We start from the raw sequence: 25148 nt of genomic DNA, 5'->3' as shown, positions 1-25148 counted from the left end.
CCCCCCGATGGCGCAAGCGGTACGCCCGTCCCGACACCCTGTGAGGCGTTACCGTTCCGGGCACAGTACCGCCCGTCGCGTGACCGGTGAGTGCTACCAAAAACCCCAGGCCACGATCCATGCGTATTTGCGACCTTCGAGGGGTCGCAATCCGGACCTGCAAAAACGGCATTCCCATGCCGTTTTCTTTTTTAATTGAACAGCCATTCAACCTAGGCACGGCATTTGCCTTGTTAATAGGCAGAGAGAACAGAGGAGCCGCCCGGGCCACCCCCGAGGCCGACTCCCGAACAGAACAACAAGCATAAGAAACGCCTCCAGCGAGGCGACTGTGACTAGCGTGAGGTGATCCAATGAATGCGTTCAATCCCGGAGTTCCCCCGCAAAACCGAGCTCCGCAGTCCATCGGCTTCCTGCTGCTGGACAACTTCACCCTGATCTCCCTGGCCTCCGCGGTGGAACCGCTGCGCATGGCCAACCAGCTATCCGGTCGCGAGCTCTACCGCTGGCACACCCTCAGCCTCGACGGCCGCCAGGTCTGGGCCAGCGACGGCCTGCAGATCACCCCGGACGCAGCCTGCGACAGCGCCCCGCAGATGGACACCCTGATCGTGGTCGGCGGCGTCGGCATCCAGCGCAGCGTCACCCGCGAGCACACCACCTTCCTCCAGGCCCAGGCGCGCCTGGGTCGCAAGCTCGGTGCCGTGTGCACCGGCAGCTGGGCCCTGGCCCGCGCCGGCCTGCTCGACGGCTACGACTGCTCGGTGCACTGGGAGTGCCTGGCAGCCATGCAGGAAGCCTTCCCCCGCGTGGCCATGAGCACCCGCCTGTTCTCCATTGACCGTAACCGCTTCACCTCCTCCGGCGGCACCGCGCCGATGGACATGATGCTGCACCTGATCGGCCGCGAGCACGGCCGCGAACTCTCCGCGGCGATCTCCGAGATGTTCATCTACGAGCGCATCCGCAACGAGCAGGACCACCAGCGCGTGCCGCTCAAGCACATGCTCGGCACCAACCAGCCCAAGCTGCAGGAAATCGTCGCGCTGATGGAAGCCAACCTCGAAGAGCCCATCGACCTCGACGAACTGGCCGTCTACGTCAACGTCTCGCGCCGTCAGCTCGAGCGCCTGTTCCAGAAGTACCTGCACTGCTCGCCGTCGCGCTACTACCTCAAGCTGCGCCTGATCCGCGCGCGCCAGCTGCTCAAGCAGACCTCGATGTCCATCATCGAAGTCGCGTCGGTGTGCGGCTTCGTCTCCACCCCGCACTTCTCCAAGTGCTACCGCGAATACTTCGGCATCCCGCCGCGCGACGAACGCCAGGGCCAGCCCATCGGCCAGCCGGTCATGGTCATGCCGATCCCGCAGGACTTGGCCCTCATGCCCAACTCCTCGGCCATCTCCGCCCTCAGCCAGGCCCAGGGCGAGTCCACCTTCGCCAGCGTGCGGGTGCTCTGACGACGCCCCGGAGCAATACGAAGGGGAGGCCACAGGCCTCCCCTTTTTCATTCCTGTGACGCATGACTCCCCATCATTCAGATTCGTCTGAATCGCAAAGCGCCCTGAATCTCGCAGTCTCCGAACGGTCGGCCCAAGCCGGCAAGCTTCGGAGCCACGAGACACATGGATACCGCCCTCGAATACCTGGCGCGGCGCACGCGGGATCTGTACCGCACGGCCATCGAACTGAACCGCTCGGCACTGACCGGCATCCAGTTGCTGCGCCAACTCGAACGCCTGCGACCGGAAATCTTCGACGTCAGCCGGCAGCTCGCCGACCTCCTTGGCGAACAGACCGACGCGCTCGCCCAGGCCCGGGCCGACAAGGCGCAAAGGCTCATCCTCGCCCTGCACCGCCGACTGCTCAGCGGCTACTGGCACTTGCTGCGCACCCGCCGCGCCGAACGCAAGACCGCCGCCCTGCTGATGCAACGCATGGTGCGCAGCCTCCAGGAAATCCACTTCAACTGCCTGCAGAACCAGCATCCGGCACCGCCCGGCCTGTGGCACCTGCTGCACCAGCTGTACGGGCGCGCCCTGCGGCTGGAAGTCCAGCACCTGCCCATCAGCGACGGCGAAGCCTTCGAGCCGCGCAGCCAGACCATCGCGGGTGGCTACCTGCATTGCCTGCTCGTCGCCGGCTCACGGCCTTTGGAGATGCCCGCACAGAGTCTGCCGGCGCTGATCGAATCCACCCAGGTATTCGCCTCGATCGTGCACATCCGGCCGGAACAGCCGGGCGACGCCTGGCGGCTCGACCGCGACAGCGACCGTCCCTTCCACGATCCGGGCGCCGCGAGCAGCAGCGGCCTCTCCCTGAAGCTCGACGAGCTGCTGGACATGCTCAAGCGCTTCGTTGCCGCCAGCCACGGCGACGCGGGTTTCGATCTCAACCTCCATCTGCTCGCCTGCTGGGGCACGACAGAGGCGGGCCCCTGGCAGGTCTGCCGAGGCATCCCGGCGCTGCTGGCCCACCTCGGCGCCACCGAGGACACCCGCCTCGATGCCCGCCACTTCGAGCGCCAGCGACACGACAGCGACGTCTGGTCCCAGCACACCAGCGGCCGCGGCGGGCTGGACGAACTGGTCGCGCACCAGGACAACATCGAATTCAGCCTGCCCGTGCCCCATCCCGACCTTCCGCCCACCCTATCGCTGGTCCGGCCCCACACGAGCGGGCAGCATTTCAGTGGCCATTGGGAAGAGGCTCCGCCACCGGGCGTTGGCGAACTGCTGGGCGTCCTACTGTCTCGCGGCGGCGCCTGGCAACTGGCACAGGTGGAAAGCCTCCGCCTGCTCGGCGGCGACCGCTATGAACTGCGTGGCACCTGGCTGTCCGCACAGCCGCGCCCGTGCCGACTCCGCCTGCGCAGCAAATTCCAGGAAAGCGCTCCCCACCACGCCCTGCTGCTCCCCGACGCGAACCCACTCCGCCTGTTCTGCCCGACCCTCCCGCTGGACGCGGGCCGAAAGGTGACCGTGGAAGATCAAGGCCGCCCCTACATGGCCTTGCTGGGAGAACCAACCGGCGACACCTTCCCGCTCACACCACTGGAAGTGGCCGCCGACCTGCCTTGAAGGCAGAGCGGTACCAGGGGCGATCACAACGCATTGGGACGGAAAAAGGGGACCGGAAAAAGGGGACAGAATTATTTTCTGTACTCTAACCCTGACTCACCAGGCAGTTTTAGAGTAGAAAATATCTTCTCCCTTTTTCGCCTTAAACTTTTTTAGGTTTGCATCCCACTATAAGGATCTTCTACAGTATCCCTCAACTCTTCTACTGCCTCATGAATTTCTGCATATACTTCAGGAGATGTCTGGCTGGGGTCAATTTCACTTAAGAATCTAAGAACCCGCCCAAGCCCCAGTCTCGAAACTATAGCAACCGTCGTCTCTGCTGACTCGATACATCGGCCATCCCACAGTGCAATTAAGGTATCTGCCACTGAAGAATTTATATCATCATTCAGAGCACAATAAGTATTCCATTGCCTATCACTCAATTCCAAAAAAGCCTTAAGTGCATTCTCTTTGGATAAACTTCCAGAATTTAAACGTTTCAGCACGTCTAAAAACTCAACCTTCATATCTTCCGCGGGCATGGACTCTGGCAGATCTTGATAGTAACTAGAAGGTTTCATTTCTCAAAAATCCACCGGGATATGTGTCAAATTGGATGGTTTTCTATACAAAACCCCATCCTGACACAATAACTTATTTCCAATCTTAATCTGCGCAGTCCTATAAAAAAGGGGACAGATTTATTTTCCGTACTCTAACCCTGACTCGCCAGACAGTTTTAGAGTAGAAAAATAAATCTGTCTCCTTTTCGTCTTTTCGTCTTTTCGTCTTTTCGTCTTTTCGTCTTTTCGTCTTTTCGTCTTTTCGTCTTTTCAGCATCTAACCAACCGAGAATGATGAGAAGTAAAATGATAGCTTTTTATCCTCAAGATCGCTCAATTGATAACGCATCCTATCAAGGCCGGAATCCAGCTTACTCACGCTCATATGCATCAACTGAGTCAATCCCCCACCAAAATCACGAGCCGTAAATTGGCTGACATCAGTGAATCTGATACGCACGACATTACCCCCTGCCTTTTCAGAGGTCGATATCGATAGATATAAATCATAAGCCACCCCATCATCAGCTAATGGCAATGGCGTTCAAACAGTTGTGAGCTACAAGCAGCTCATTCAGCTCCGGAACTTTCATCATTGTTTATCCTCGTCTCCTTCCCATTGGAACCTTATCCCGACCATATCCGTAGGTATGCGTGTGCGGATCGGAATGATATTCCGCAGGCTTTTCTTCGTCCCCATATCCATGATTCGTGTAATCCACTCTCTTAACCTGTCGGCCATACTGGTCGTACTCGATCATAAACTTTTCGAGTTGCCCGGTCGCCAGAAAAAATGGAAAAAAAGGGGACAGATTTATTTTCTGCACTCGGACTCACCAGACAGCTTTATAGCAGAAAATAAATCTGCTCCCTTTTCAGTTTTAGGTATTTTATCTAATTAACTATTTAGCTTTTCACAGAAATTATCCAATATCGCTCTCACCGGAGAAGATGCTTCATCCAGCAAGGAATAAACCCTGAGCAATAAATACTCTTGTTCCCACCTCGCCAACTTTGATAGATCCACCAGCCTCAGCGCATCAAAACAAGAAATAAGCAAATCCTCATCACTTGTATTTATAATGCACAAGATAACCTCAACCTCATATGCAACATGTAAATCTCCCAAGCATTCTACCAGCCTTTTTTTCCATAAATCATTCTTACCCCCTAAATCAATTAAGAGCCGCGACCAGTCGCCCTTATCGAATTTTCTTAAAATATCAGAAGCTTCTAAAATAGCACAATCATACCAATAATCACCGGGATCTCGCTCCAGCGTAAAGTCGGATATGCAATATTCAAAATCACTATACATAATTTAAATCCAAATTATTTTATAGCCGAAAAATGGAGCGACTTTATCGATTGCACTTTCGCTCAGGCTCATCAGACAGTTTTATAGCAGAAAAATAAATCTACCCCCTTTTCTTATACTGAAAAAGGTCGATGTGGAAGAAATCCCCATCAGAAACTTTCCGGATCAGCCGCGCGCTGTTGCTGCTGATTTCCGATGCCCAGTCGTTAAACCAGACTTACCAGAATCAGCGAGGACGGAGACGGTAAATCGTAGGCAATAACTGCCCCAGCTCGGTGGCTGGGGATTTTATAACGAAGCTAGAAAGAGAGTTGATTTAAGAGCCCATTCGCTCTAATAGCATCTTGAGGATGAAGATTTACGTACTTCTTACATGCCAGCCGTATATATTTAGAACAGTCTGCCTCACTTACAACGACTGTATCTTCGGCCCTAGTGGGATAGCCATAGGCGAACTCTACGCCATCAAAATGCTCTTCCTCAAATAAACTATCAAGTTCGGGAAAATTACAGCATGCACCGTCCGTACTGAAGCCCCATTTTCTCACTAGCAGCTCAAGAGATGTAATAAAATTTCCATCATGAAAAATTCGATCAAAGTACCCTTTTACCGCCCAATAAGGATCCGAATCAGAATATGGTTGCCCAATTAGCTCTTTCATACCAAATCTCATTGTGGATGAAAGTTAGTAACCATCCCTGTAGCCTTATCAAGGTATTCCCTAAAGCTAACTCCTCCCGCAGTAGCGTCATATGGAAAAAGGGGACAGATTTTTTCTACTCTAACCCTGACTCGCCAGCCATTTTTAGATTAGAAAAATAAATCTGCCCTCTTTTCGGTTATTAGAATTCCATTTTGCAGTTTATGGTTTTGGATTCCATGGGGACCGCATTTGAGCCAACCCCATCTCCAAGTCGCCTTTCTCATAAAGCTCTTTGAAAATATCGTTAGCTACCGAAATATCAGTACAAATCATTCGAGAGTCGAACTCCTCGTCACCGAATCGAACCGTCCCTCTAAAAGAAGTATTTCCCGCCTCCCACCACTCAAGATATTCATCCTTGGGGTTGGATGAGCGAGTTAGAACTTCCACCCTAAACATTCCGCGCCATGACTTCATAGACAGCTGGCTAACAAAAGAAGTCTTAGGACTTAAGACTCGTAACCTGACAAATCCGCCAGAGTTGAAAGATTCAAAAATTCCCCTCTCGATACTTTCCCAGACTGGCTGCTCAACTGTAATTGCCAGCGAGGTCGATAAATTATCGCCCCAACACAGCTCAAGATTGGCCCCTGAGACTTTTTCGCAATCGCTCATCATTGCCATCCTTCAACACCACGTGTCCATGTGAAGATATTTCCTGTTTTGGCCTCGATCAACTTCAGGCTATTCAGGCCTGAGCGCTCGGCGGCAGCCAGTATATTAGTAGAGGACTGGCAGAATGAGCATACTTCCTCACCACGAACAACAATGGACATATTCTTCCCTTGCGTTAACCCAGAGTCGTACGCCCTTTGAATCACTGCAAGCTCCGCGTGAGCGTTAGCCATCGTAGAGTTTGGTTTTCCCGGTGGAATCAGGTCCGCAATAAGAGTTGGCTTATTTGGGTCGGCAGCAATGGCTGGGCGCGCCGTCTGGTTAGTATCAACCAGCACTTTTCCACCTACACTACCTTCCGCTGTAACCGTAACCGGAGCTATCGCACCAGGCAAAGTCGTGCCAATAAGCTTGTCTTGCGCTTGGGCGGCTCGCAAATCGTTATACAAGCCCTCCCGTGCTATTGCAGAAGTGGCAGGCACCTCAGCCGCCCCGTTTGCAGCGGCAGCGGCCCCGCTCCCCTTCGCAAGCGATCCCGCAACAGAACCACCTACAGCCATGGCATTACTGATGAACTGCTGAGTTGCTGCCCCGACTTCCTGCTCGGTTTCGTTATCGTAGCTCATCCATTGCTGGAATTTCGGAATGCTGCTGGGATTCAGATGCAGGAAGTCTTCAACCCAGCCCGTGGCGCCGTTGGCCATGTCACCGGGCAGGTTGGCTGTTCCTTTACCCATACCTGCCGCGCCAGTCGCGAGGGACTCTTTCCAGGCAGCCCATAGACGCTCATTCTGAGTTTGCTGAGGCGCGGCTCCCTGCATGGCAGCGTATTCATTGGTGTATTTGGTCCAGGTTTCGGCATACATCGTCGGATCCCGGTATGCCTCCGGGCTACCCGGCGCAAACATCAGCGTCTGCCGACCCCCTTCATCAACGAATACACTGGAGTTCTGTCTCAAGAAGTTGTTGGCGGCTTCGTCAAAGCCAGCGTGGTTCTGGGCGAACTGCTGATCGGTATTGCGCTGGCCCTGGACTAACAGGCGCGCTTCCGCATCTTGCTCTGAAATGCCGAGCTCTTCTGCAAACTCCTTGGCCAGTTCCTTGGCTTTCCGTACCTCCTCCGGATGCAACTGCCGGTTGTACGCCATGCCGCTCTTGGCGATGTCCCCACCCATCTGCACATCGCCATTCACGCCCGCCGCGGCAACGATGCCGACGATCTGCGCGGCGGCTTGTTGCAGGCGCTTGGCCTGTTCGGTGTCACCGCTCAGGAAGCCGCTCTGCAGCTCATTGACCATGGCTTCGCTGGCACCGGCGGCAAATGCTCCGGTCTTGAAGTCGCCGCCCATGGCTTCGGCCAGCAGGCCACCAGCCAGGGCGTGCGCGGCGATGTTCTGGGCTTCACCACCCTTATAGCCCCTGGCGCCCACGAAATCGAAGGCACTGGCTTGCAGGACGTTGTACAACGCGCCCTGCATGGCATCACCGAAGTTACCTTGCCCCAGCGCCTCGTTGGCGGCACCGGTGAGCGCGCCCTGAGTGGCTTGTGAGCCAACGAAACGGGCCCAGGTGCCCAGGTCTTTGACGATCTTGGCACCGTTGGCCGCACCGGCTGCCCCACCTGCGCTGGATCCTGTACCAGTCGATACGCCGGGGGAGGTCGTCGTATTGTTGATCGGATCGGTTTTGGTGCCGAACCAACTGTTGCCGTACGCGCTCATGAAGCCCGCGACACCGGCGGCGATCATGGCTTGCTTGAGGCTGTCGCTGCTCAGGGTGTCCTTCAGACCCTGGCCAATATTGCCCTTGTTGTTGATGGTGCTGACCGCGCCAGTGGACGCCAGCGAGGCCGCACCAGCGGCGAGGGCGACGTTGGCCCAACCGGCAGAAGTAGCTGCGCTCGTGGCCGTCGCAGCCGTACCGGCTGACAACGCGCCCCCCGCCGCTCCCGCACTGGACCCCGCCGCTGCAGTACCGATCGCCGCACTAGCCGCTCCATAAGTCGCAACTGCAACGACGATGGCCACCACCAGCATGGTGCCCTGCCCCATCCCCGAATTGCTGTACTTGTACGAGTCGTGGATCTCCTTCACCGCCCGCCAATCCACATCTCCGCGCGCCTCGGCATCCTTGATCCAGGCCAGGCTAGGATCGGCCTGCACCATCGCATCGATGGCCTGGCTGACGGTCTTCTGGTCGATGTGCTTGTAGTCGATCTTCAGGCCGTCGACCGCTTTGATGGCGATGTTGCCCTGGGCGATCATCTGGGTCTGGCGCAGCGTCTCGTCGGTCTTGCCCTCGCCCTTGGAGCTGCTCCAGGCCAGGTCGCTGTCACTCTTGGCGTGGCTTTCCTGGTGCAGGTCCTTGACCGCTTCGAAGGTCACCGCTCCGCCGCTGACCATGGCGATGTCGTTGCCGCTCTCCAGCTTGGCGGCCTGGTACTTCTGGTCGCCGCCGCTGAGCAGGGTGATGTCGGAGCCGGCGCTGATTTCGCTGCCCACGGCGCGAACGTCGGTGACTTCGTCGCGCTGGGTCTTCTTCTTGCCCCAGCTGCCCTTTTCCTCCATGTCGTAGAGCGAGTAGTCGCTGTCGTTGGCGGCGAGCAGTTCGATCTTGTCGCCGGCGACCAGGTAGGCTTCGTTGCCGGCGCCGATCTTGCTGCTGACGAGGGTGAGGTTTTCGCCTGCGCTGATCAGGACGTCGCCACCGGCCTTGACCTCGGTGGCGTGCTGGCCGACATGGTCTTCCTGGGTGGTGACCTTCTTGCCGCCGCCCTTGTACTTGGCGTCGCTGTGCTCTTCGTTGGCGGCGGAGGCGAGGACCACGTCGCGGCCGGCGCTCATGGCGATATCGCGAGCAGCATCGATGCGGCTGGCAACAGCGCTGAGGTCACGGCCGGCGTTGAGTTCGAGGTTGCCGCCAACCTGCACCTCGCTGGCGTGCTGGGTAACACTGGTGACGTTGCCGGTGACGCGGCGACTGCGGAAGTCGAAGCTGTCGGTTTCCTGTGCAGCCTCCAGGCGCAGGTCGCGCCCGGCGGTAAGGTCGGCATTGCCGCCAGCCTGGATGACACTGCCGGCGCTGATCAGGTCGCGGCCGGCGGTGATCTCCAGGTCGCCGCGGGCTTCGATACGGGCGGCGTTGTTGGCGATTTCCTTGTGGATGCGATGGGCGTCGTTGCTGGCATCGACCGAGGTGATGCTGCGCTCGTTGATGACGTCGCCAGTCAGCGCGGTGAGGCTGACGTCGCGACCGCTGATGATGCCGCCGGCGGCATTGCGGATGTTGCCGACGGCAAGCAGGTCGAGGCGGTTGCCGGCTTCAATCAGGCCGCTGTTGTTGATGTTGGCGGCGCTGGCGGCGAGGTCGCCGCTGGCGCGCAGGGTGCCCTGGTTGGTCAGGTTGCCGCCACTGATCAGGGATAGGTCGTTGCCCATGATCAGGGCACCATTGGCAGCCAGGCGGCCCTCGGCCTGGGCCAGGTAGAGCACCGGCACCAAGACCTTTTCACCGTTGATGGTCGCCTCTTCAAGCCAGACGATGTCATGGGTCAGTGCAGCGACCTGGGCGGCAGAAAGGCCGACTCCCAGTTGCAGCTGGAGGCTGTCCTTGTAGGCGATGGCATTGTCCATCAGGTACTTGAACAGGGCTTCGTCGCTGGCCATACCGTCGATGTAGCGCTGGCCGGTGCGGGCGACCACCGCCTGCTGGATCAGACGCTGTTCGTAGAGGCCATCGCCGAGGCGCTTCTGGGCCTTGTCCGGGTCGTAACCCAACTGGCCGAGCAGGTAGTCGGAGCCGAGGAAGCTCTTCAGGTTGGTCAGTTCCGGGTTGGTCTCGATCAGGTACTTGTGGCTGTTGTCCGGCGTAGCGTTGCTGGGCAGGCCCTGTACACGAGGAACGTTGAGGGCCGCGCCCGGCTGGGCGTCAGCGGCGGCGACATTGCCGCCCACGGCAATACTGTTCGTACCAGGCGCAGCACCGTCGAGGCTCCGCTCGCGCTGCGCGGCGCTGATGGTCTGTCCGCTGAAGCTGAGATCGCCAGCGCCCTGCACTGCGCCGGTACTGCCGCCGGCGCCGCCCTGGCCGCTGAGACGGAACAGGCCGTTTTCGCCCTGCGGCAGGCTGAAGCCCGGCAGAGTGACTGGATTGACCTGCTTCTGTGCGAGGTCCGGCGGCAACTGCGAGGTGATCGCCAGTTGGACGGTGGCGGCACCATTGGCGACGCCAACGTCCCGCGGGCTGATGGTCTGCGCACCGGCGTCGCGCTTCACCACGCTGTTGTCGAAGCTCTGGCTGGCGTTGATCGTCACGTCGCCGGCGGCCTGGATCACCGCGGAGGCGGCGGGCGTACCGGAGACGGCCACTTCGGAGGTAGTGATGTTGAAGAAGCCGCCCGGGTAGCCGGCGGATTCGAAGACCTGCTGGCGGGTCAGGCGGCCGGGGTCGTAGTCCGGGGAGTTCGGGTCGTTGTAACGGTTGTAGAGGTCCTTGTTGGCGCGGAAGGCCCAGTACTCATTGTCGTTGCGGGTGTAGAACTCGGCGTTGTAGTGGCGCTCGACCCCACCGGCGGCACCCTGGTTGCGGAAGGTGGCCGTCTGGATGTCGATGTTTCCACCCGAGCCGATGCTGCTGTAGAGGTTGTCAAAGGAACCGCCGCGGAAGCGGAAATCCCCGCCGGCGGTGATCGACGCCTGGGGCGCATCCTTGAGGATCACATCCTCGGAACGCTCCTGGGAGAGGAAGTGAACCTCGCAACCCTTGCCGTCGCAGACGTCGTCGTACTTGAACTGGATACTGCCGGAAACGATGCGCTCACCAATCTGGAAATCGTCGGCACGGCGGTTGTCGAAGTCCTGCACCAGCAGGGTCATGGCACCAGCGCTTTCGAAGCTGCCGGAGATGTTCTGCACGCTGCTGGCCCAGCCGTCCTGGTCGTTGCCCGCTATATGCAAGGTGCCAAGGCTGTAGAGATCGGCATTGCGGTTGGTGAAATTCTGCGTGCGCAGCTGCAGGTTGCCACCGCTGAAGATCAGGCCGTTTTCGTTAAGCAGGTTACCGGCTCCCAGGTACAGGCTGTTGGCGCTGCCGAGGGTGCCGCGGTTGTTGAGGCTGGCGGCGCTGACGCGCAGGTCCTGGGTGGCGGTCAGGCGACCGCCGTTGTCGAGGGTGCCGCTGCTGATCAGGGTCGTCGCGCCACCGCCTCCAATGCTGCCGCTCTGGCCGATACCGATGTAGCCCGCGCCGAGGGTCAGTGTGCCCAGGCTGCTCAGGCGGCCATCGGCGGTGTAGTTGCCGCTCAGGTTGAGGTCGAGCGTGCCATCACTGGCAATCAGCCCATCGTTGACCCAGTTGCCGCCGCGGCCGACGAAGCTCTGCGCAGCCAGCAGCTGGCCGGTTACGCCCTGGTTGAGCTGGCCGATATCCAGCTCCAGGTTGCGCGCCTGGATGATGGCGTTGTTGGTCCAGCTGGCGGCCTGGTAGGTGAGGCTGCCGTTGGAGGTGAAGTTGCCGCCGGCCTGGCCGGCCTGGGCGAGGTCGATGCCAAAGGTGCCGGTGCCGACGTGGAGCACGTTGCCGCCGCCATTCTGCAGGGCGCCGGTCTGCAGGGTCAGGTCCTGGGTGGCGCTTTCGATACGGCCGAGGTTGTTGTTGAGCAGACCGCCACTGACGATCGTCATCTGGCTCGGGCTGGCCGCGCGCAAGAGGCTGCCGGGCGCCTGGCCGAGCGCGCGAATGGCGCCCAGCACGTTGTGGATGCTGGCCGCGCCGAGGGTCAGGTTACCGCTGCTTTCGATCAGGCCGAACTGGTTGTTCAACGCGCCATTCAGACTGGCATCGAGAGTGCCGGCGCCGATCTTGCCGCCCTGGTCGAGGGCGGCGCCGCCGTTGAGCAGCTGGTTGCCGCGCAGGTAGAGCAGGTTGCCGGCATAGAGGCCGCCGCCCTGGTTGTTGAAATCGGTGGTGCTGATGCGGTTGTCACCGCTGACCGCCGAGAGGTGGCCGGCGCGGTTGTCGATGCCGGCCGTGGCGGTGATATCGATGGCGTTGGCCTGGGTGGTGCCGGCGTTGTTGCTGAACTGGCCGGTGACCAGCTTGAGGTTGCCGTTGGCGGCGTTGATGACGCCACCGCCGCTGTTGTCGAGGCTGGCGCTGCCCAGGTCGAGCTGGCCGGTCTGGCTGATGATGCGACCTTTCTGGTTGCCGACGGCGCCCGCGGCGCGGAGGGTGGTATCGCCCTGGCCCTGCAGGGTGCCGCCGGCGTTGTCGAGGCTGGCGGCAGTGACGTCGAGCTGGCCGGACTTGCTGAACACCAGGCCGTCCTGGCCGTTGAGCAACTCGGCGGTGAGCTGCAGGGTCAGGTCGTTCTGCGCCGCCACGGTACCGCCGGCGCTGTTGTCGAAGCGCCCGGCAAGAACCTTGAGCAGCCCCTGGCTGGCGAGCTGGCCGCCACGGTTTTCCAGGCTGCCGACGCTCAGGTTGAGCGGGCCGCCGCTGGCGATCTTCGAGCCGGCGCCGTTGTTCAGCAGCGCGCCGAGCAGACCCAGGCGCAGAGCGCCCTGGCTGACCAGGCTGCCGCCGCCGTTGTTCAGGCTGGCGGCGTCGTAGTCGATGCTGGCGGCGCTGATCTGCCCGCCACGGTTATCCACAGCCTTGGCGCTGCCGGTCAGGCCGCCCTGGGCGCTGAGCAGGCCGCCGTTGCTGTTGTCCACGTCGCCGCCCACGGTCAGGCCGAGCCCGCCCTGGGTGGAAACGATGCCGCCGGCGTTGTTCAAACTACCGGCGTCGAGAGTGAGGTTGCCTTTGCTGACCAGCGCGCCAGCGCCGTGGTTGTCGAGCGCGCCGCTGACCGTCAGGGCCAGCGCGCCATCGCGGCTGGAGAGTGTGCCGCTGGCGCTGTTGTCCAGGCTGGCGGCGTTGACCGCCAGGCCTTGCCAGCCGGAGAGCAGGCCCTGGTTGGCGTTGCGCAGTGCGTTTGCGTTCAGCACGAGCTGGCCGGCGCTGATGATCCGCCCGCTGTCGCCGTTGTCGAGGGTGCCACTGGCAGTGAGGACGAAGCCCTGGCTGGCGGAGATTTCCCCGCCCCGGTTGTCCAGGTTGCCCAGGCCGTTGATCTGCAGGGCGCCGGCTGCGCTGAGCAGGCCGCCGCGGTTGTCGAAGTCGCCGCGCTGGGCACCGTCGCTCAGGTCGAGGGTGACCTTGCCTTCGCCGATCAGTGCGGCCTGGCGCTGGATCAGTTGGGCGACGATCAGGTGCAGGTCGCCTTTGGCGGAGATTTCCCCGCCGAGGGTGGATTCGAGCTTGCCCCCGCGCAGGGTCAGCGCGCCCTGGCTGGTGATCAGCCCGCCAGGTTTGCCGGCGGCGCTGGCGCCGTTGAGGAGGTTGCCGGAGCCAAGGTCGAGCCCTTGCGCGCCGCTGATCACGCCGTCGCGGTTGTCGAGGTCGGCGGTACTGGCGTCGAGACGGCCCTGGGCGAGCAGGCGGCCGTCGCGGTTGTCGGTGGCGCCGGTGGCCAGCAGCAGGTCGCCGCTGGCGGAAAGCAGCCCGCCCTGGTTGTTCAGGCTGGCGCTGCCGACATCGAGCTTGCCGCCGGCGACCAGCGCGCCGTCGCCGTGGTTGTCCAGCGCGCCCTGGCTGCGCAGCAGCAGGTCGGCTCGGCTGGCGAGGGTGCCGCCCTGGCTGTTGTCCAGGCTGGCGGCAGTGACGCTGAGGCCGTTGTTGCCGGAGAGCACCCCGGCGTTGCTGTTGTTCAGCGCGCCGCTGGTAAGAGTCAGACGGTCGCCGGAGAGAATCTTGCCGCCCTGGTTGAGCAGCGCCCCGGTGGAGATGGCGAAGGCACGCTCGCTGGAGATTTCTCCGCCGCGGTTGTCGAGGCTGGCGACGTTGCGCAGCAACAGTTGGCCGGGGCTGCCGAGCAGACCGCCGGCGTTGTTCAGGGCGCCGCCCTGCAGGTCGAGGTCGACACCGCCCTGGCCGATCAACTGGCCGCCGCCGTGCTGGTCGAGGCCAGTGACCCGCCCATCGATGACGCCGCGGGCGGACAGGCTGCCGCCCTGGCTGTTATCCAGCTGGGCGGTGGCGAGGTGGATGGCGGCGTCGGTGACGATGCGCCCCTGCTGGCTGTTGTCGAGCCTGGCGCCCTGCACGCTGATGTCGCCAGCGGCGCTGAGTACGCCGCCGGCGTTGTTCAGGTCGGCACCGGCGAGGTCGATGCTGCCGTCGCTGAGCAGCTTGCCGCCACGGTTGTCGAGGGCGCCGGCCAGGCGGGAGAACAGCAGGCCGGCGCTGGAGACCGCGCCGCCGCGGTTATCGAGGCTGCCGGCATGGAGGGTCAGGCCGCCCTGGCTCAGCACGGAGCCATTGCCGCTGTTGTCGAGGGCGCCGGCTAGTTGCAGCCAGACGCTCGTCTGGCTGCTCACCCGGCCGCCCTGGCTGTTGTCCAGGCTCTGCCCGGTCACGCTCAGGCCGTCGCGGCCGGCCAGGGTGCCGGCACGGTTGGCGATGCGCTGCACCTGCACATCCAGGCCGGCGTCGCCGATGACCTTGCCGGCGCCGTTGTCCAGGCTGGCAGCCTGCACCGCGACCTTGTTGCGGCTGGACATTTCACCGCCCTGGTTGAGCAGGCCGGTGCCTTTTACCGTGACGCCGTTGTTGGCGGCGACGAGGCCGCCGTTGCGGTTGTCCAGCTGCCCGGCTTCGAGGTTCAGCGCGCCCTGGGCAAGCAGTTCGCCGCCCTGCTGGCTGAAGCTGTCCGCCTTGGCCTGCAGGTCGCCCTTGGCGCTCACGCTGCCCTGGGTATTGTTCACCTGACCGGCATTCAGGCGCAGTGCCGCGCCGCTGTCGAGAGCGCCGCGCTGGCTGTTGTCCAGCTGGCCGACGTCGATCTTCAGCTCGCCCAGGCTGCTGATCACGCCCAGCGCGCTGTTGTTCAGGCTGGCGCCGGAGAGGGTGACGCCCGCATCACCGACCACCAGCCCGCCCCGGTTGTCGAGGCTGCCAGCCTGCACGCCGAGCGCGGCCTTGGCCGAGACCAGGCCATCGCCCTGGTTGTCGAGCGTCTGCTGGACGCGGGCCTGCAGGGTGCCATTGCTGAGCAGGTTGCCCTTGCCGCTGTTGTCGAGGCTGTCGAGGGTGAAGTCCAGCGACTGCTCGGCAGAGAACAGTCCGAGACGGTTGTCCAGCGCGCCACCGGTGACCTGAAGGCGGTTGGCGACGGCCTGACCGTTGCGGTTGTCCAGGCGCGCGGCGTTCAGGTTCAGCTGGTTGCTCGCCAGCAGGCGCCCCTGGCGGTTGTCCAGGCTGGCGGCGCTGACGCGGGTGTCGGCGCCCTTGAGCGCGCCGCCCTGGTTGTCCAGGGTGCCGCTGGCGGTGGCATCGAGGTTGCGGCTGGCGACCACGCTGCCGCTGTTGCGCAGGTTCTGCGCGGTGATGGCCACGTCGCCCTGGGCGTTGCGGCTGTTGTCCGGGTTGACGCCGGCTTCGACCACACCGCTGTTGCTGACCTGCGCGGCGGTCAGCGCAACACGCTGGCCGGCAGCGAGGCTCTGGCTGTTGCTGAGCTGGCCGTTGGCGCTCAGTTCGGCGCTGCCCGTCGCGTAAGTCGGGCCGGTGAGCGCGATGTCGCTGGCCTTGGCGCGCAGGCTGCCGGCGGTGCTGGTCTGCGCCAGGCTCAGTTGGCCATTGGCATCGATCTGGATGTCGCCGCCGCTGGCGGCCATGTTGCCGGCCAGCTTCACGCCCACGCCCTGCTCGGTGCCCACCAGGCGGATGGCGCCGGCGTACATGCCGCCCAGCGCCGAGCTGTCGATGGCCAGTTGCGGCTTGGCGCTGCCGTCATCGGCCTTGGCGCTGGCGGCGAGGGTTTCGGCGTCCACCTGGTTGCGCCCGGCCACCACCGTGAGCTGCTTGGCGTAAAGGTCGGCGTTGAGCTTGGCGCTGCGGGTGATCAGTTCGAACTGGTCGAGGTTGCTGGCGTTGAGGCCGGCGCCTTCGATGGCGATCTCGCCGCCGTCGACGTCGTAGCCGCGCAGGCGCTCGCCGTCCATCATCGGCTTGCCGGTGGTCAGCGTGGCGCGCGGGGTGTTGATGAAGCCGCAGCCGTTGCAGGTGATGCCGTGGGGGTTGGCGACGATGACATGGGCGGACTGGCCGGCCACTTCGGTGTAACCGCGCAGCTGCGAGGGGTTGGCCCCGGTGACTTCGTTGAGGATCTTCTGCGCCGCGCCGCCCTTGAGGTTGGGGTTGCCGACGATGATCCCGCCCAGCTGCGTGGACTGCGTCTTGCCGGTGGCGTTGTTGAGGATCAGGCCGTTCTGCCCGACGTTGTAGTCGGTGAACTTGTTGTGCGAGAGGCCCGCGCCGTTGGGCGTGGCGATGTTCACCACGGGTACGCCATTGCCCGCCGCGCCCAGGTGCGAATTGCCACCGGCTGCCGCGTCCACCGCCAGCTCGGCCGCTGCCGCGACGATGGGATTGAGGATCAGGATGCCGGCCAGGACACTGGCGATGGCTTGATACAGCGGGTGGCGTACGTCCATGTATGACTCCTTCACGACCCTGCAGCGGCAAGGTTGTTCAGATCGAAACTTGACCGGCCGGCTACCGCCGGCCGCATTGCACAGGCAGGGTGCCGGCGCTCAGGAGCGAGCGCCGGCACGCGGGTCAGTCGCTGCCATATTTCGGTGAGCGCGGACCGTACAGCAGGCCCGCCGGCCGCCCGGCCGAAAGCAAGCGCGCGCTGGTCATCCCGGCGATGGGATAACCCGCGTCGTCCACCGAGCTGCTGATGATCTGCTTCGCCGCGGCGGTGATCAGCATGCCGACCAGGCCACCGTTGTTGCCGTTGTTGCCTTCCTCGCTGGAGGCCGTGGCGGAGCCGGTCCACAGCGTGGTGCCGCTCTTGAGATCGACCAGCTTGGCGGTGGCCGTCACGATGGTGGCGCTGCTGATCACCCGGTATTGCGTGCCGTACTCGCTGACCGTGACGTAGAGCCCGGCGTCGGCGCCGTAGATTTCCCGCAGCTTGGCCGGGGACACCTGGTGGATATCCCCGGCATTGCTCAGGCCGTTCTGGCGGAAGGTCTCGTCCGCCAGCGCCACGGGCACCACGTAGTAGCCAGCCTCGGCCAAGGGGTAGGTCACCTGCGAGAGCATGCTGTAGGTCGCCTTCACATCGGGCGATTCGTTCAGCGGCGGCAGCACCAGGATCGAGCGCGGCTTGGCCTGCTTGTATGCCGAGTAATCGACGGTCTTGGTCGGCGCACACCCCGCGAGCAGGGTCAGCAGCGAGAGGCCCATGACGAGCCGGGCAAGGCTGGCGCGCATCATTGGGCACCTCCGCGGGCGTTCTTCAGGAGGAAGTCCATGTAGGTGGCGGACTCCGGGAACAACGCCTTCTCGGTCTCGAATTCGCGAACCGTCTGGTCCTGCTTGCCGAGGCTGGAGTAGAGCAACCCGAGCTGCGCGTGATAGCCCGGCGGCACGGCGCCGTTCTTGGCCTTGATCTTCTGCAGGTCCGCTTCCAGCGCCTCCAGCTGGGACTCCTTCGAGTCGCCGGTGAAGTACTCGTGGACCTGCTCCTGATAGCCTTCCCACTGATACATCGTCTTCTTCCCCGCGCAGCCGCCCAGCGCCAGGGTCCCCGCCAACGCAGCTGCGCAGGCGACTGTCTTGCGTACCATGTCCATGGTCATTTCCTACCTTCCCTGATTCAGTTCTGCGGCTTCCACGCACCGCTGTCGACAGCGTTGACCAGCTTGTTCACCGCCTCGCGCATCGCCAGGTCGAGGACCTTGCCATTGAGCGTGGAGTCGTAGCTGGCGGTACCGCCGAAGCCGATGATCTCGCGGTTGGACAAGGCGTACTCGCCGGCGCCCTGGGACGAATAGACGACCTCGGAGGTGGAGATGTTGACGATGTTCAGCGCCACCTTGGCGTAGGCCACCTGGGTCTTGCCGCGCCCGAGAATCCCGAAGAGCTGGCGGTCGCCGACTTCCTTGCGGCCGAACTCGGTGACGTCGCCGGTCACCACGTAGTCCGCACCTTTCAGGCGCTGCGCCTGGCCCTTGATGGCCGCTTCCTGCTGGATCTCACCCATGTTGTCGCGGTCCAGCACGGTGAACCGGTTGGTCTGCTGCAGGTGGGTGATGAGGATGGTCTTGGCCTGGCCGCCGAGCCGGTCGACGCCGTCCGAGAAGATGCCGCGCATGTAGCTGGAGCGGTTGTCGAACTTGCCGACGGCGATGGGCGAACGCACACCGCTATAGGGGCGGCTGACGCTTTCGACCTGCTGTACCGGCAATGCAGTGGACGTCTCGGTGGCACAGCCCGACAACCCGGCCACCGCGACAGCCGCCAGGATCGGCAGGACTGCATCTCTTACGCTGTGTTTCATGTCACTCTCCTTGAAAAATCAGGCTGGCCAAGGGGCGCCTGGGCGCCTCTTCCTTGGCTCAGAAGAACAGGTCGACGCGGAAATACACCGGGTGCTCGCGGCGCTCGATGATGTCCGGGCGCTCCAGCGAGCGCGCCAGGGTCACGGAGGCGGCGGCGTATTGCCCGCGGGCGCTGAATTCCACGCCGTGGCCGCTCATGCGTCCGGAAAGGCCGGGGTTGTAGCGGCCGTGCTCGATGGCGCCGACGTCGTAGGCGTAGGCCACGCCGTACTCCTGCACCCAGGGCAGCAGCGGCTCCCAGGTCACGGCGCGGCGCCAGCGCAGCTGGTTGCGCCAGTAGTAGCCGGAGTCGCCGGAGAGCGTCTGGTCCTTGAAACCGCGGATCGAACTCAGGCCGCCCAGGCTGATGCGTTGCGGGCTGTAGAGCACGTCCTCGCTGTGCTGGCCGGTGGCGAGGCTCTCGAAGCTGAAGGCTTGGTCCCACAGCGTGAAGGGCTGCAGGTAGCTCAGGGTCAGGCTGTATTTGTTGTAGCGGGCGGTGGGGCTGCCGTGGACGGCATCGGGGTCGTCGTTCTGCGCGCCGAAAGCGCCGACGCCGCGCTGCCAGCCGATGTCGGCGTTGACGAAGGCGCTGCCGACGCGCCGGCCATGGTTGAAGCCCAGGTTGAATTCGCTGAGGTGGGTGCTGGAGACGTCGAGCAGGGTGTCGTCGATGTAGTTGCGCGTGCGCTGGTGGCTGAGGCCGAAGCTGACCCCGGTCTTGCTCACGTCGTCGCGAAACAGCACGCGCTGGGCGCCCAGCTGGTGGGTCTCGTTGTCGCCGTCGTACTTGAAGGCGAAGCCGGCGTCCTCATTGCGCGTGCGGTAGTAGTTGCGGCTGTAGCTGTAGTTGAAGGTCCACCAGCCGTAGGGGACGCTGTACCACAGGCTCTGGTTGTCGGAGTGCCTCCAGTGGTCGCTGACCACGTCCTGGCCGTAGCGCAGGCCGAACTGGTCGGCCAGGCCCAGCGGGCTGTCCCAGTCGAGGCCGACGCCGGCCTGCTGTTCGCCGGAGGTGGAGTCGCCGTTGTTGTCGCGGCTGGCGGAGACGCGCCAGGGCTTGCTGCGCTCGCCCTTGAGCTGCACGCGGCTGCCGCCCACGTCCTTGCCCGGCACCAGTTCCATCTGCGCCTGGCGCGAGGGCAGGCGGTTGATCTGGTCCACCAGTTGCTCCAGGTCGCGCAGGTTCAGGACCTCGCCGGTGGCGCCGGGGAAGGTCATCGCCAGTTCGCGCTCGCTGGCCAGCTCCGACTGGTCGAAGCCCTCGAAGCGGCCCTCGACCACGATGATCTTCAGCTCGCCGCTGGAGAGGTCCTGCTGCGGCAGGTAGGCGCGCGTGGTGACGAAGCCGCGGCTCAGGTAGTTGTCGGTGATGCGCTTGAGCAGCTCGTTGAGCTGGTTCACGCCCAGGCACTGATCGCGATAGGGCGCCAGCAACGCCTCCCGCGCGCGCGCGTCGAGGTGCTCGGCGCCTTCGAGGGTGATGGCGCGGATGGTGAAGCAACGGGTATCCGGCGCGGTGGTGGACGGCGCCTCGGCCGGCGCCTTGCCGGGGAGCTGCTGGAGCTCTTCGAGGCGCTGGCGCTGTTCGCGCAGCAATTGTTCCTGGCGCTGGCGCTGAAGGTCGTTGTCACCCGGCGAGGGGAGTGGCGCGGCAAAGCTTGCCGAGGCACAGCAGAATGCCAGGACGGGCATCCAGCCACGGTGTAGAGCATGCATCCTTACGATCCCTGTCATCTGGCCTGGCGGCCAGTTCATCCGAAAAAACGGATTGGATCATATTTGATACATGATGCCCTTAGGCCACCATCCCGACGAACTGTAATCCATTTCCCAATTTTTGGGAGAAGTGGCGCACAAAAATCAGGTGGCTGCGCAGGTGATTGTCACACTTTGGGCACCAGCGCCGGCAGCAATTGCCGGGAAATCGCCTCGCGCACGGCCGGCAGCAGGGTGGCATTGCCGGCAAGCATTTCTTCCACCAGGCGGCGCAGCGCCAGGGAGCGCTCGGGGGTCAGGCCGCGCACGGCGTATTCGCAGGCCTGCTCGGCGGTGACGGCCGGCGGCACGGCGAAGCCCAACGCCTGCAGGCGTTCGCGGAAATCGTCCTGGTCGATCAGGTCGGCGTGCATCATCGCGGGTCTCCTTGGCGGCGGTGGGGTCTGCCTCGATTCTGGTAAGCCAGACGGGGCACGGCAAGCACCCCGCCGACGGAATGTCCGCGGCGGGCACGCGCAGGTCGTTTTCGGCTAACCGGGGAAGCGGCGCGGCGCGCAGACTGGATTCCATACCCCGCAGCCGGCACCGGCGCCAGTGGCGGGGCCTCGCACACTGAGAGCCTGATCCGGCTCGATTTGTCCCCTGCCGCGCGTCGGGCGCCGCAGGGGATTTTTTTTGTCTGGATTTTCGTAGGAGCGAGGGGGACTTGCTCGCCTATGGGCTGTCCGGTGGCTTCAGAGCGGGGCGGTTCGCGAGCAAGCTCGCTCCTACACGGGGAGGTACAGCGCACGCGTCAGCCCTCTCCCCCGCCCTCTCCCTGAAGGGAGAGGGAGCTGCCAGTGCCGGGTGATGCCACGGCGTCATCGGGCACGGAACCGTCCCCTCTTCCTTCAGGGAGAGGGTTAGGGAGAGGGATAATCCAGGCACGAACTTTCAGAAGAAGCACACAGTTGCTTCGCCAAACTCAGCGCTCGCGCTGCAGCACCAGGATGCGCGAGAGCAGTTCGTCGCGGTCGATGTAGCAGCCCTGCAGGTGCCGCTCGCCGCTGGCCGGGTCGAAGGCGGTGCGGGCGTGCAGGGTGCGGCGGTTGTCGAAGCACCACATCTGCCCGGCGCGCAGCTTCTGTTGCACGCCAAAGCGCGGGTCGCGGGTGAGCGTGAGGAACGCGCGCCAGGCGTGGTACAGCGCGTCCATGCGCTCGGCCGGCGCATCGAAGGGGCCGCGCAGGAAGTTGGCGATGCGGATTTCGCTGATCTCGCCGCGCGCGTCCAGCGCGATCACCGGCGCCAGGCAGCGGTAGTCGCTGCGGCGGTCCTTGTTGCGGAATTCGATGGGCATCTCGCACAGCGTGCGGAAGTCGTCCGGCGCTTCGTCGCGCAGTGCCTGGGCGATGGCGAAGCCGTCGACGAAGAGGCTGTCGCCGCCATCGGCGTCGTTGACCAGGCAGTGCAAAAACTGCAGCCCCGGTTGCAGCTCGCGGGTCGGCAGGTCGGTGTGCAGCGGCAGGTTAAAGGCGGTGTAGGCGTTGCTGTCGGCGGCCTGGGCCTTGGACTTAACATCGAACAGCACGCCGAAATTGGTCTCGCGGATGAAGGCGATGCGCTGGGCGATGCGGTGCAGGGAGCCGGGCGCGGTGGGCACGCCGTCCACGCGGCTGAGGCCGAGGTCGCGCAGGGCGAGCATCCACTCCAGCAGCGCCGTGTCGTCCTCCATCAGCTGGTCGTGCTGGAACACCGGGATGTCGACATCGCGGCGCCAGACGCGGGTGGTCTGGTGCGCGGCCAGGCGCTCCGCGCGGGACTCGTCGTCATAGGCGTGGGCGCGCAGCCAGCCGGGGTCGAAACGGCTGCGGTGGCCGTCCTGCCAGTCGACACACAGCTGGCCCTGGTCGAGGCTGGCGCGGGCCGGGGCGAGGCTCGCCGGCACGTCGATGATCTCCAGCACCTGCTCGCGGGTGACGCTGTAGACGCACTCGCCGCACGGGCAGTTGTCGCGCAGCCACTGATGGTGGAAGGGGCTGACGCGGCCGTCGGCCCAGAGCACTTCCAGACGATTGTCGAGCGGGCGCAGGCTGGCCAGCTCGGCGGTCAGCCGGTAGGTGCGCCAGTCGGCGACGGCGGGGTTGTCCTGCGTGGTCTGCATGCGTTGCTCCTCATCGACTCAGGCTGCGGCGCAAGGCCGCGATCAGGGCGCCGCGCAGGGCATCCACTTCGGCCACGCGGCGAGCGCGCAGGCAGCCGTGGACCAGCCCGGCACCGGGGAAGTAATCCACCGCTACGCCGGCTTCGCGCAGGCGGTCGCGGTACAGCGCGCCGTCGTCGCGCAACGGGTCGAACTGGGCGACGGCGATGAAGGCCGGCGGCAGGCCGCCGAGGTCTTCGGCCAGCAGCGGCAGCGCCAGCGGGTCGCGCCAGTCGGCGGGGCGCGAGAGGTAGGCGGCGAGGTAGCCGTCCACCGCGGCGCTGGTCATCAGCGGCGCGTCGGCGCAGGTGGTGCGCGAGGGTGTGTCGAGGTTGCCCAGCGCCGGGTAGATCAGCGCCTGGGCCAGCGGCAGCGGTTCGCCGCGGCCGCGCAACGCGAGGCACAGCGCGGCAGCGAGGTTGGCGCCGCCGCTGTCGCCCGCCACCGCGACACGGGTTTTATCCACAGCCTCGCCGAGGCCGTCCGCGAGCAGGCGGTGCCACACGTCCAGGCAGTCGTTCAGTGCCGCGGGATAAGGGTGCTCCGGCGCCAGCCGGTAGCTGAGGGCAATCACCAGCGCGCCGAGTTCGGCGGCCAGGGGAATGCAGATCATGTCGTGGGTGCGGGCGTTGCCCAGGACCCAGCCGCCGCCGTGGATGTAGAACACGGTGGGCCAGCCATCGGCCGGCGGCGTGCCTTCGGGCCGGTAGAGGCGCAGTTCGACCAGGCCTTCGGGGTGCGCGTCGCGGACCAGCAGCCCGGGCGGGACCGGCGGGGCGAAGGCGGCCGCCATGCACTCGTAGTTGTCGCGCTGGGCGGCCAGCGTGGGGCCTTCCAGCGGGTGCGCCTGCGTCTCCGCGACGAAGGCCTGCATGGCATCGGACAGCGGATAGCGCCGGCTCATGGCCGCTCAGCCCGGCAGGCCGATGACGCGGCCGACGTAGTCCGGGCGCGGCAATGGGCGATGGGCTTCGGCCAGCGCCAGCACACGCTCCAGCACCACGCCTTCGAAGGGCGCCGAGCGCGCGCCGCCGTCGAGGTTGACGTGCAGCAGCATCTGCTCGCTGGCGGCCAGGGCGAGGTCTTCGTTGGCGCGGTGCAGGCTGTGGAAAACCTGCAGGCGCTTGCGGTCGTGGGCGATCAGCTGGGTGCGCACCTCGACCTGCTCGCCCTCCTTCACCTCGTGCAGGTAGTTCAGGTGCACTTCCAGGGTGAACAGCGAGTCGTTCGTCGCTGCGCGGTGGTCGGCGTCGAGGCCCAGGTGGTCCATCAGGGCGTCGGTGGCGTAGCTGAACAGCAGCAGGTAGAAGGCATCGCGCAGGTGGCCGTTGTAGTCGGTCCACTCGGCGAGGATGGGGGTTTCGTAGGTTTTCAGGGCGTGCATGGTTTCGCGTCCGTCAGGCCCTCACCCCAGCCCTCTCCCAGAGGGAGAGGGGGCGGTTCGGAGCATGTTGAAGTAACGAGGGTAGAACCTGATCAGGATTTCGCGAGCTAGAGCAGGACACGACGAGGAGCAGTCACCGCCTGTTCCTCAACGCCGTCATGCCGACGCGCAGCCAATCCTGGCAGGTTCTTAGTCGGCGAAGGCGAAGCCGTGTTTGGTCTTGGTGTCCTTGATCGCGCCGAGCACCGCCAGCAGGCAGTCGTCGCGGTAGCGTTCCAGCTCGGCGATGCTGCGGCTGCCCTGCTGTTCGGCGGTGCCTTCGACGACGCGGTCGATCAGCGTCTCGGTCAGCTCCGGGGCCGGCAGGTAGGTCCAGGGCAGTTGCAGTGCCGGACCGAACTGGGCCATGAAGTGGCGCATCCCGGCGTTGCCGCCGGCCAGGGTGTAGGTGAGGAAGGTGCCCATGAAGGACCAGCGCAGGCCGGCGCCGAAGCGGATGGCGTCATCGATCTCGCCGGTGCTGGCGACGCCGTCGTTGACCAGGTGCAGCGCTTCGCGCCAGAGGGCTTCGAGCAGGCGGTCGGCAATGAAGCCGGGGACTTCCTTGCGCACATGCAGCGGCCGCATGCCGAGGGATTCGTAGACCTGGATGGCGGCCTGCACGGCGTCGGGCGAGGTCTTCGCGCCGCCCACCACTTCCACCAGCGGCAGCAGGTACACCGGGTTGAACGGGTGGCCGACCACGCAGCGTTCGGGGTGCGTGGCATCGGCATAGAACTCGCTGGGCAGCAGGCCCGAGGTGCTGGAGCCGATCAGCGCATTGGGCTTGGCGGCGGCGCTGATCTTGGCGTGCAGCTCGCATTTCAGGTCGAGGCGTTCGGGGGCGCTTTCCTGGATGAAGTCGGCATCGCGCACGCACTCTTCGATGGTGGCGACGAAGCGCAGGCGATCCTGCGCGGCGCCGGGGGCGAGGCCGGCCTTTTCCAGCGCCGGCCAGGCATTGGCGACGCGCGCACGCAACGCGGCTTCGGCGCCGGGCGCCGGGTCCCAGGCGATGACGTCGAGGCCGTGGGCCAGGGCGCGGGCGACCCAGCCGCTGCCGATGACGCCGCTGCCGAGGGCGGCGAAGGTTTTGATGTGGGTGATGAAGGACATGGCGACTCC

The 25148-nt window shown here is 63.9% G+C and carries 17 protein-coding genes; 2 read left to right on the top strand and 15 right to left on the bottom strand.

The genetic code is table 11. The annotated features are described in order from the left end of the window. Positions 1-353 precede the first annotated feature (353 nt). Positions 354-1460 carry a GlxA family transcriptional regulator gene (locus ACNFIA_RS03585; protein ID WP_024766695.1) on the top strand — a complete coding sequence of 369 codons (1107 nt, stop codon included), beginning with the start codon at positions 354-356 and terminating at the stop codon, positions 1458-1460. 165 nt (positions 1461-1625) lie between these two features. Then, positions 1626-3080: a hypothetical protein gene (locus ACNFIA_RS03580; RefSeq protein WP_416782899.1), complete on the top strand. Its 1455-nt coding sequence runs from the start codon at positions 1626-1628 to the stop codon at positions 3078-3080. Between the two features lie 152 nt (positions 3081-3232). Here the strand turns inward: ACNFIA_RS03580 and ACNFIA_RS03575 are convergent, their stop codons facing one another. The 15 genes from ACNFIA_RS03575 to ACNFIA_RS03505 form a co-directional block, all read right to left on the bottom strand. Further along, complete coding sequence (locus tag ACNFIA_RS03575) at positions 3233-3646, bottom strand: hypothetical protein (protein WP_416782897.1); 414 nt, start codon at positions 3644-3646, stop codon at positions 3233-3235. A 259-nt stretch (positions 3647-3905) separates the two neighbouring features. After that, positions 3906-4088: a hypothetical protein gene (locus tag ACNFIA_RS03570; RefSeq protein ID WP_416782895.1), complete on the bottom strand. Its 183-nt coding sequence runs from the start codon at positions 4086-4088 to the stop codon at positions 3906-3908. A gap of 438 nt (positions 4089-4526) precedes the next feature. Next, entirely contained in the window at positions 4527-4946 is a 420-nt protein-coding gene (locus tag ACNFIA_RS03565) for a hypothetical protein (RefSeq protein ID WP_416782893.1), read from the bottom strand. A 299-nt stretch (positions 4947-5245) separates the two neighbouring features. Beyond that, complete coding sequence (gene cdiI / locus ACNFIA_RS03560) at positions 5246-5608, bottom strand: ribonuclease toxin immunity protein CdiI (RefSeq protein WP_416782891.1); 363 nt, start codon at positions 5606-5608, stop codon at positions 5246-5248. A 201-nt stretch (positions 5609-5809) separates the two neighbouring features. Then, positions 5810-6265 (bottom strand): DUF6911 family protein, encoded by a 456-nt coding sequence (locus ACNFIA_RS03555; protein ID WP_416782889.1) that lies wholly within the window; start codon positions 6263-6265, stop codon positions 5810-5812. Further along, the gene (locus ACNFIA_RS03550; RefSeq protein ID WP_416782888.1) at positions 6265-16803 is read right to left on the bottom strand and encodes a filamentous hemagglutinin N-terminal domain-containing protein; all 10539 of its coding nucleotides are present in this window, start codon (positions 16801-16803) and stop codon (positions 6265-6267) included. The genes ACNFIA_RS03555 and ACNFIA_RS03550 overlap by 1 nt, the downstream gene beginning before the upstream one ends. A gap of 124 nt (positions 16804-16927) precedes the next feature. Then, positions 16928-17590, bottom strand: coding sequence for a DUF799 domain-containing protein (locus ACNFIA_RS03545; RefSeq protein ID WP_416783021.1), 663 nt, complete (start codon positions 17588-17590; stop codon positions 16928-16930). Continuing rightward, positions 17590-17946 (bottom strand): DUF4810 domain-containing protein, encoded by a 357-nt coding sequence (locus ACNFIA_RS03540; protein ID WP_416783019.1) that lies wholly within the window; start codon positions 17944-17946, stop codon positions 17590-17592. Before ACNFIA_RS03540 ends, ACNFIA_RS03545 begins: the two co-directional genes overlap by 1 nt. Before the next feature lie 29 nt (positions 17947-17975). Continuing rightward, positions 17976-18659 (bottom strand): CsgG/HfaB family protein, encoded by a 684-nt coding sequence (locus tag ACNFIA_RS03535; RefSeq protein ID WP_259758241.1) that lies wholly within the window; start codon positions 18657-18659, stop codon positions 17976-17978. 58 nt (positions 18660-18717) lie between these two features. Then, the gene (locus tag ACNFIA_RS03530; protein WP_416783017.1) at positions 18718-20394 is read right to left on the bottom strand and encodes a ShlB/FhaC/HecB family hemolysin secretion/activation protein; all 1677 of its coding nucleotides are present in this window, start codon (positions 20392-20394) and stop codon (positions 18718-18720) included. Positions 20395-20585: 191 nt separating this feature from the next. Next, the gene (locus ACNFIA_RS03525) at positions 20586-20834 is read right to left on the bottom strand and encodes a hypothetical protein (RefSeq protein WP_416782887.1); all 249 of its coding nucleotides are present in this window, start codon (positions 20832-20834) and stop codon (positions 20586-20588) included. 548 nt (positions 20835-21382) lie between these two features. After that, entirely contained in the window at positions 21383-22561 is a 1179-nt protein-coding gene (locus ACNFIA_RS03520) for a gamma-butyrobetaine dioxygenase (protein WP_416782885.1), read from the bottom strand. A gap of 10 nt (positions 22562-22571) precedes the next feature. Next, on the bottom strand, positions 22572-23504 hold the full coding sequence (locus tag ACNFIA_RS03515) for an alpha/beta hydrolase (protein WP_416782884.1): 933 nt from the start codon (positions 23502-23504) through the stop codon (positions 22572-22574). Positions 23505-23510: 6 nt separating this feature from the next. Next, positions 23511-23984 (bottom strand): thioesterase family protein, encoded by a 474-nt coding sequence (locus ACNFIA_RS03510; RefSeq protein WP_416782883.1) that lies wholly within the window; start codon positions 23982-23984, stop codon positions 23511-23513. Between the two features lie 189 nt (positions 23985-24173). After that, complete coding sequence (locus ACNFIA_RS03505) at positions 24174-25139, bottom strand: L-carnitine dehydrogenase (protein WP_416782882.1); 966 nt, start codon at positions 25137-25139, stop codon at positions 24174-24176. Between the last annotated feature and the right edge of the window lie 9 nt (positions 25140-25148).

The organism is Pseudomonas sp. NY15437, from assembly GCF_048068435.1.
Classification (GTDB): domain Bacteria; phylum Pseudomonadota; class Gammaproteobacteria; order Pseudomonadales; family Pseudomonadaceae; genus Pseudomonas; species Pseudomonas nitroreducens_B.
This window is presented reverse-complemented; position numbering and strand designations above follow the sequence as displayed.

Coding starts and splice junctions, on each gene's coding strand:
- ACNFIA_RS03565 (WP_416782893.1), bottom strand. CDS start 4,946: ATGTATAGTGATTTTGAATATTGCATATCCGACTTTACGCTGGAGCGA.
- ACNFIA_RS03575 (WP_416782897.1), bottom strand. CDS start 3,646: ATGAAACCTTCTAGTTACTATCAAGATCTGCCAGAGTCCATGCCCGCG.
- ACNFIA_RS03525 (WP_416782887.1), bottom strand. CDS start 20,834: ATGATGCACGCCGACCTGATCGACCAGGACGATTTCCGCGAACGCCTG.
- ACNFIA_RS03545 (WP_416783021.1), bottom strand. CDS start 17,590: ATGCGCGCCAGCCTTGCCCGGCTCGTCATGGGCCTCTCGCTGCTGACC.
- ACNFIA_RS03555 (WP_416782889.1), bottom strand. CDS start 6,265: ATGAGCGATTGCGAAAAAGTCTCAGGGGCCAATCTTGAGCTGTGTTGG.
- ACNFIA_RS03520 (WP_416782885.1), bottom strand. CDS start 22,561: ATGCAGACCACGCAGGACAACCCCGCCGTCGCCGACTGGCGCACCTAC.
- ACNFIA_RS03505 (WP_416782882.1), bottom strand. CDS start 25,139: ATGTCCTTCATCACCCACATCAAAACCTTCGCCGCCCTCGGCAGCGGC.
- ACNFIA_RS03530 (WP_416783017.1), bottom strand. CDS start 20,394: ATGCCCGTCCTGGCATTCTGCTGTGCCTCGGCAAGCTTTGCCGCGCCA.
- ACNFIA_RS03510 (WP_416782883.1), bottom strand. CDS start 23,984: ATGCACGCCCTGAAAACCTACGAAACCCCCATCCTCGCCGAGTGGACC.
- ACNFIA_RS03585 (WP_024766695.1), top strand. CDS start 354: ATGAATGCGTTCAATCCCGGAGTTCCCCCGCAAAACCGAGCTCCGCAG.
- ACNFIA_RS03540 (WP_416783019.1), bottom strand. CDS start 17,946: ATGGTACGCAAGACAGTCGCCTGCGCAGCTGCGTTGGCGGGGACCCTG.
- ACNFIA_RS03580 (WP_416782899.1), top strand. CDS start 1,626: ATGGATACCGCCCTCGAATACCTGGCGCGGCGCACGCGGGATCTGTAC.
- ACNFIA_RS03550 (WP_416782888.1), bottom strand. CDS start 16,803: ATGGACGTACGCCACCCGCTGTATCAAGCCATCGCCAGTGTCCTGGCC.
- ACNFIA_RS03535 (WP_259758241.1), bottom strand. CDS start 18,659: ATGAAACACAGCGTAAGAGATGCAGTCCTGCCGATCCTGGCGGCTGTC.
- ACNFIA_RS03515 (WP_416782884.1), bottom strand. CDS start 23,504: ATGAGCCGGCGCTATCCGCTGTCCGATGCCATGCAGGCCTTCGTCGCG.
- cdiI (WP_416782891.1), bottom strand. CDS start 5,608: ATGAAAGAGCTAATTGGGCAACCATATTCTGATTCGGATCCTTATTGG.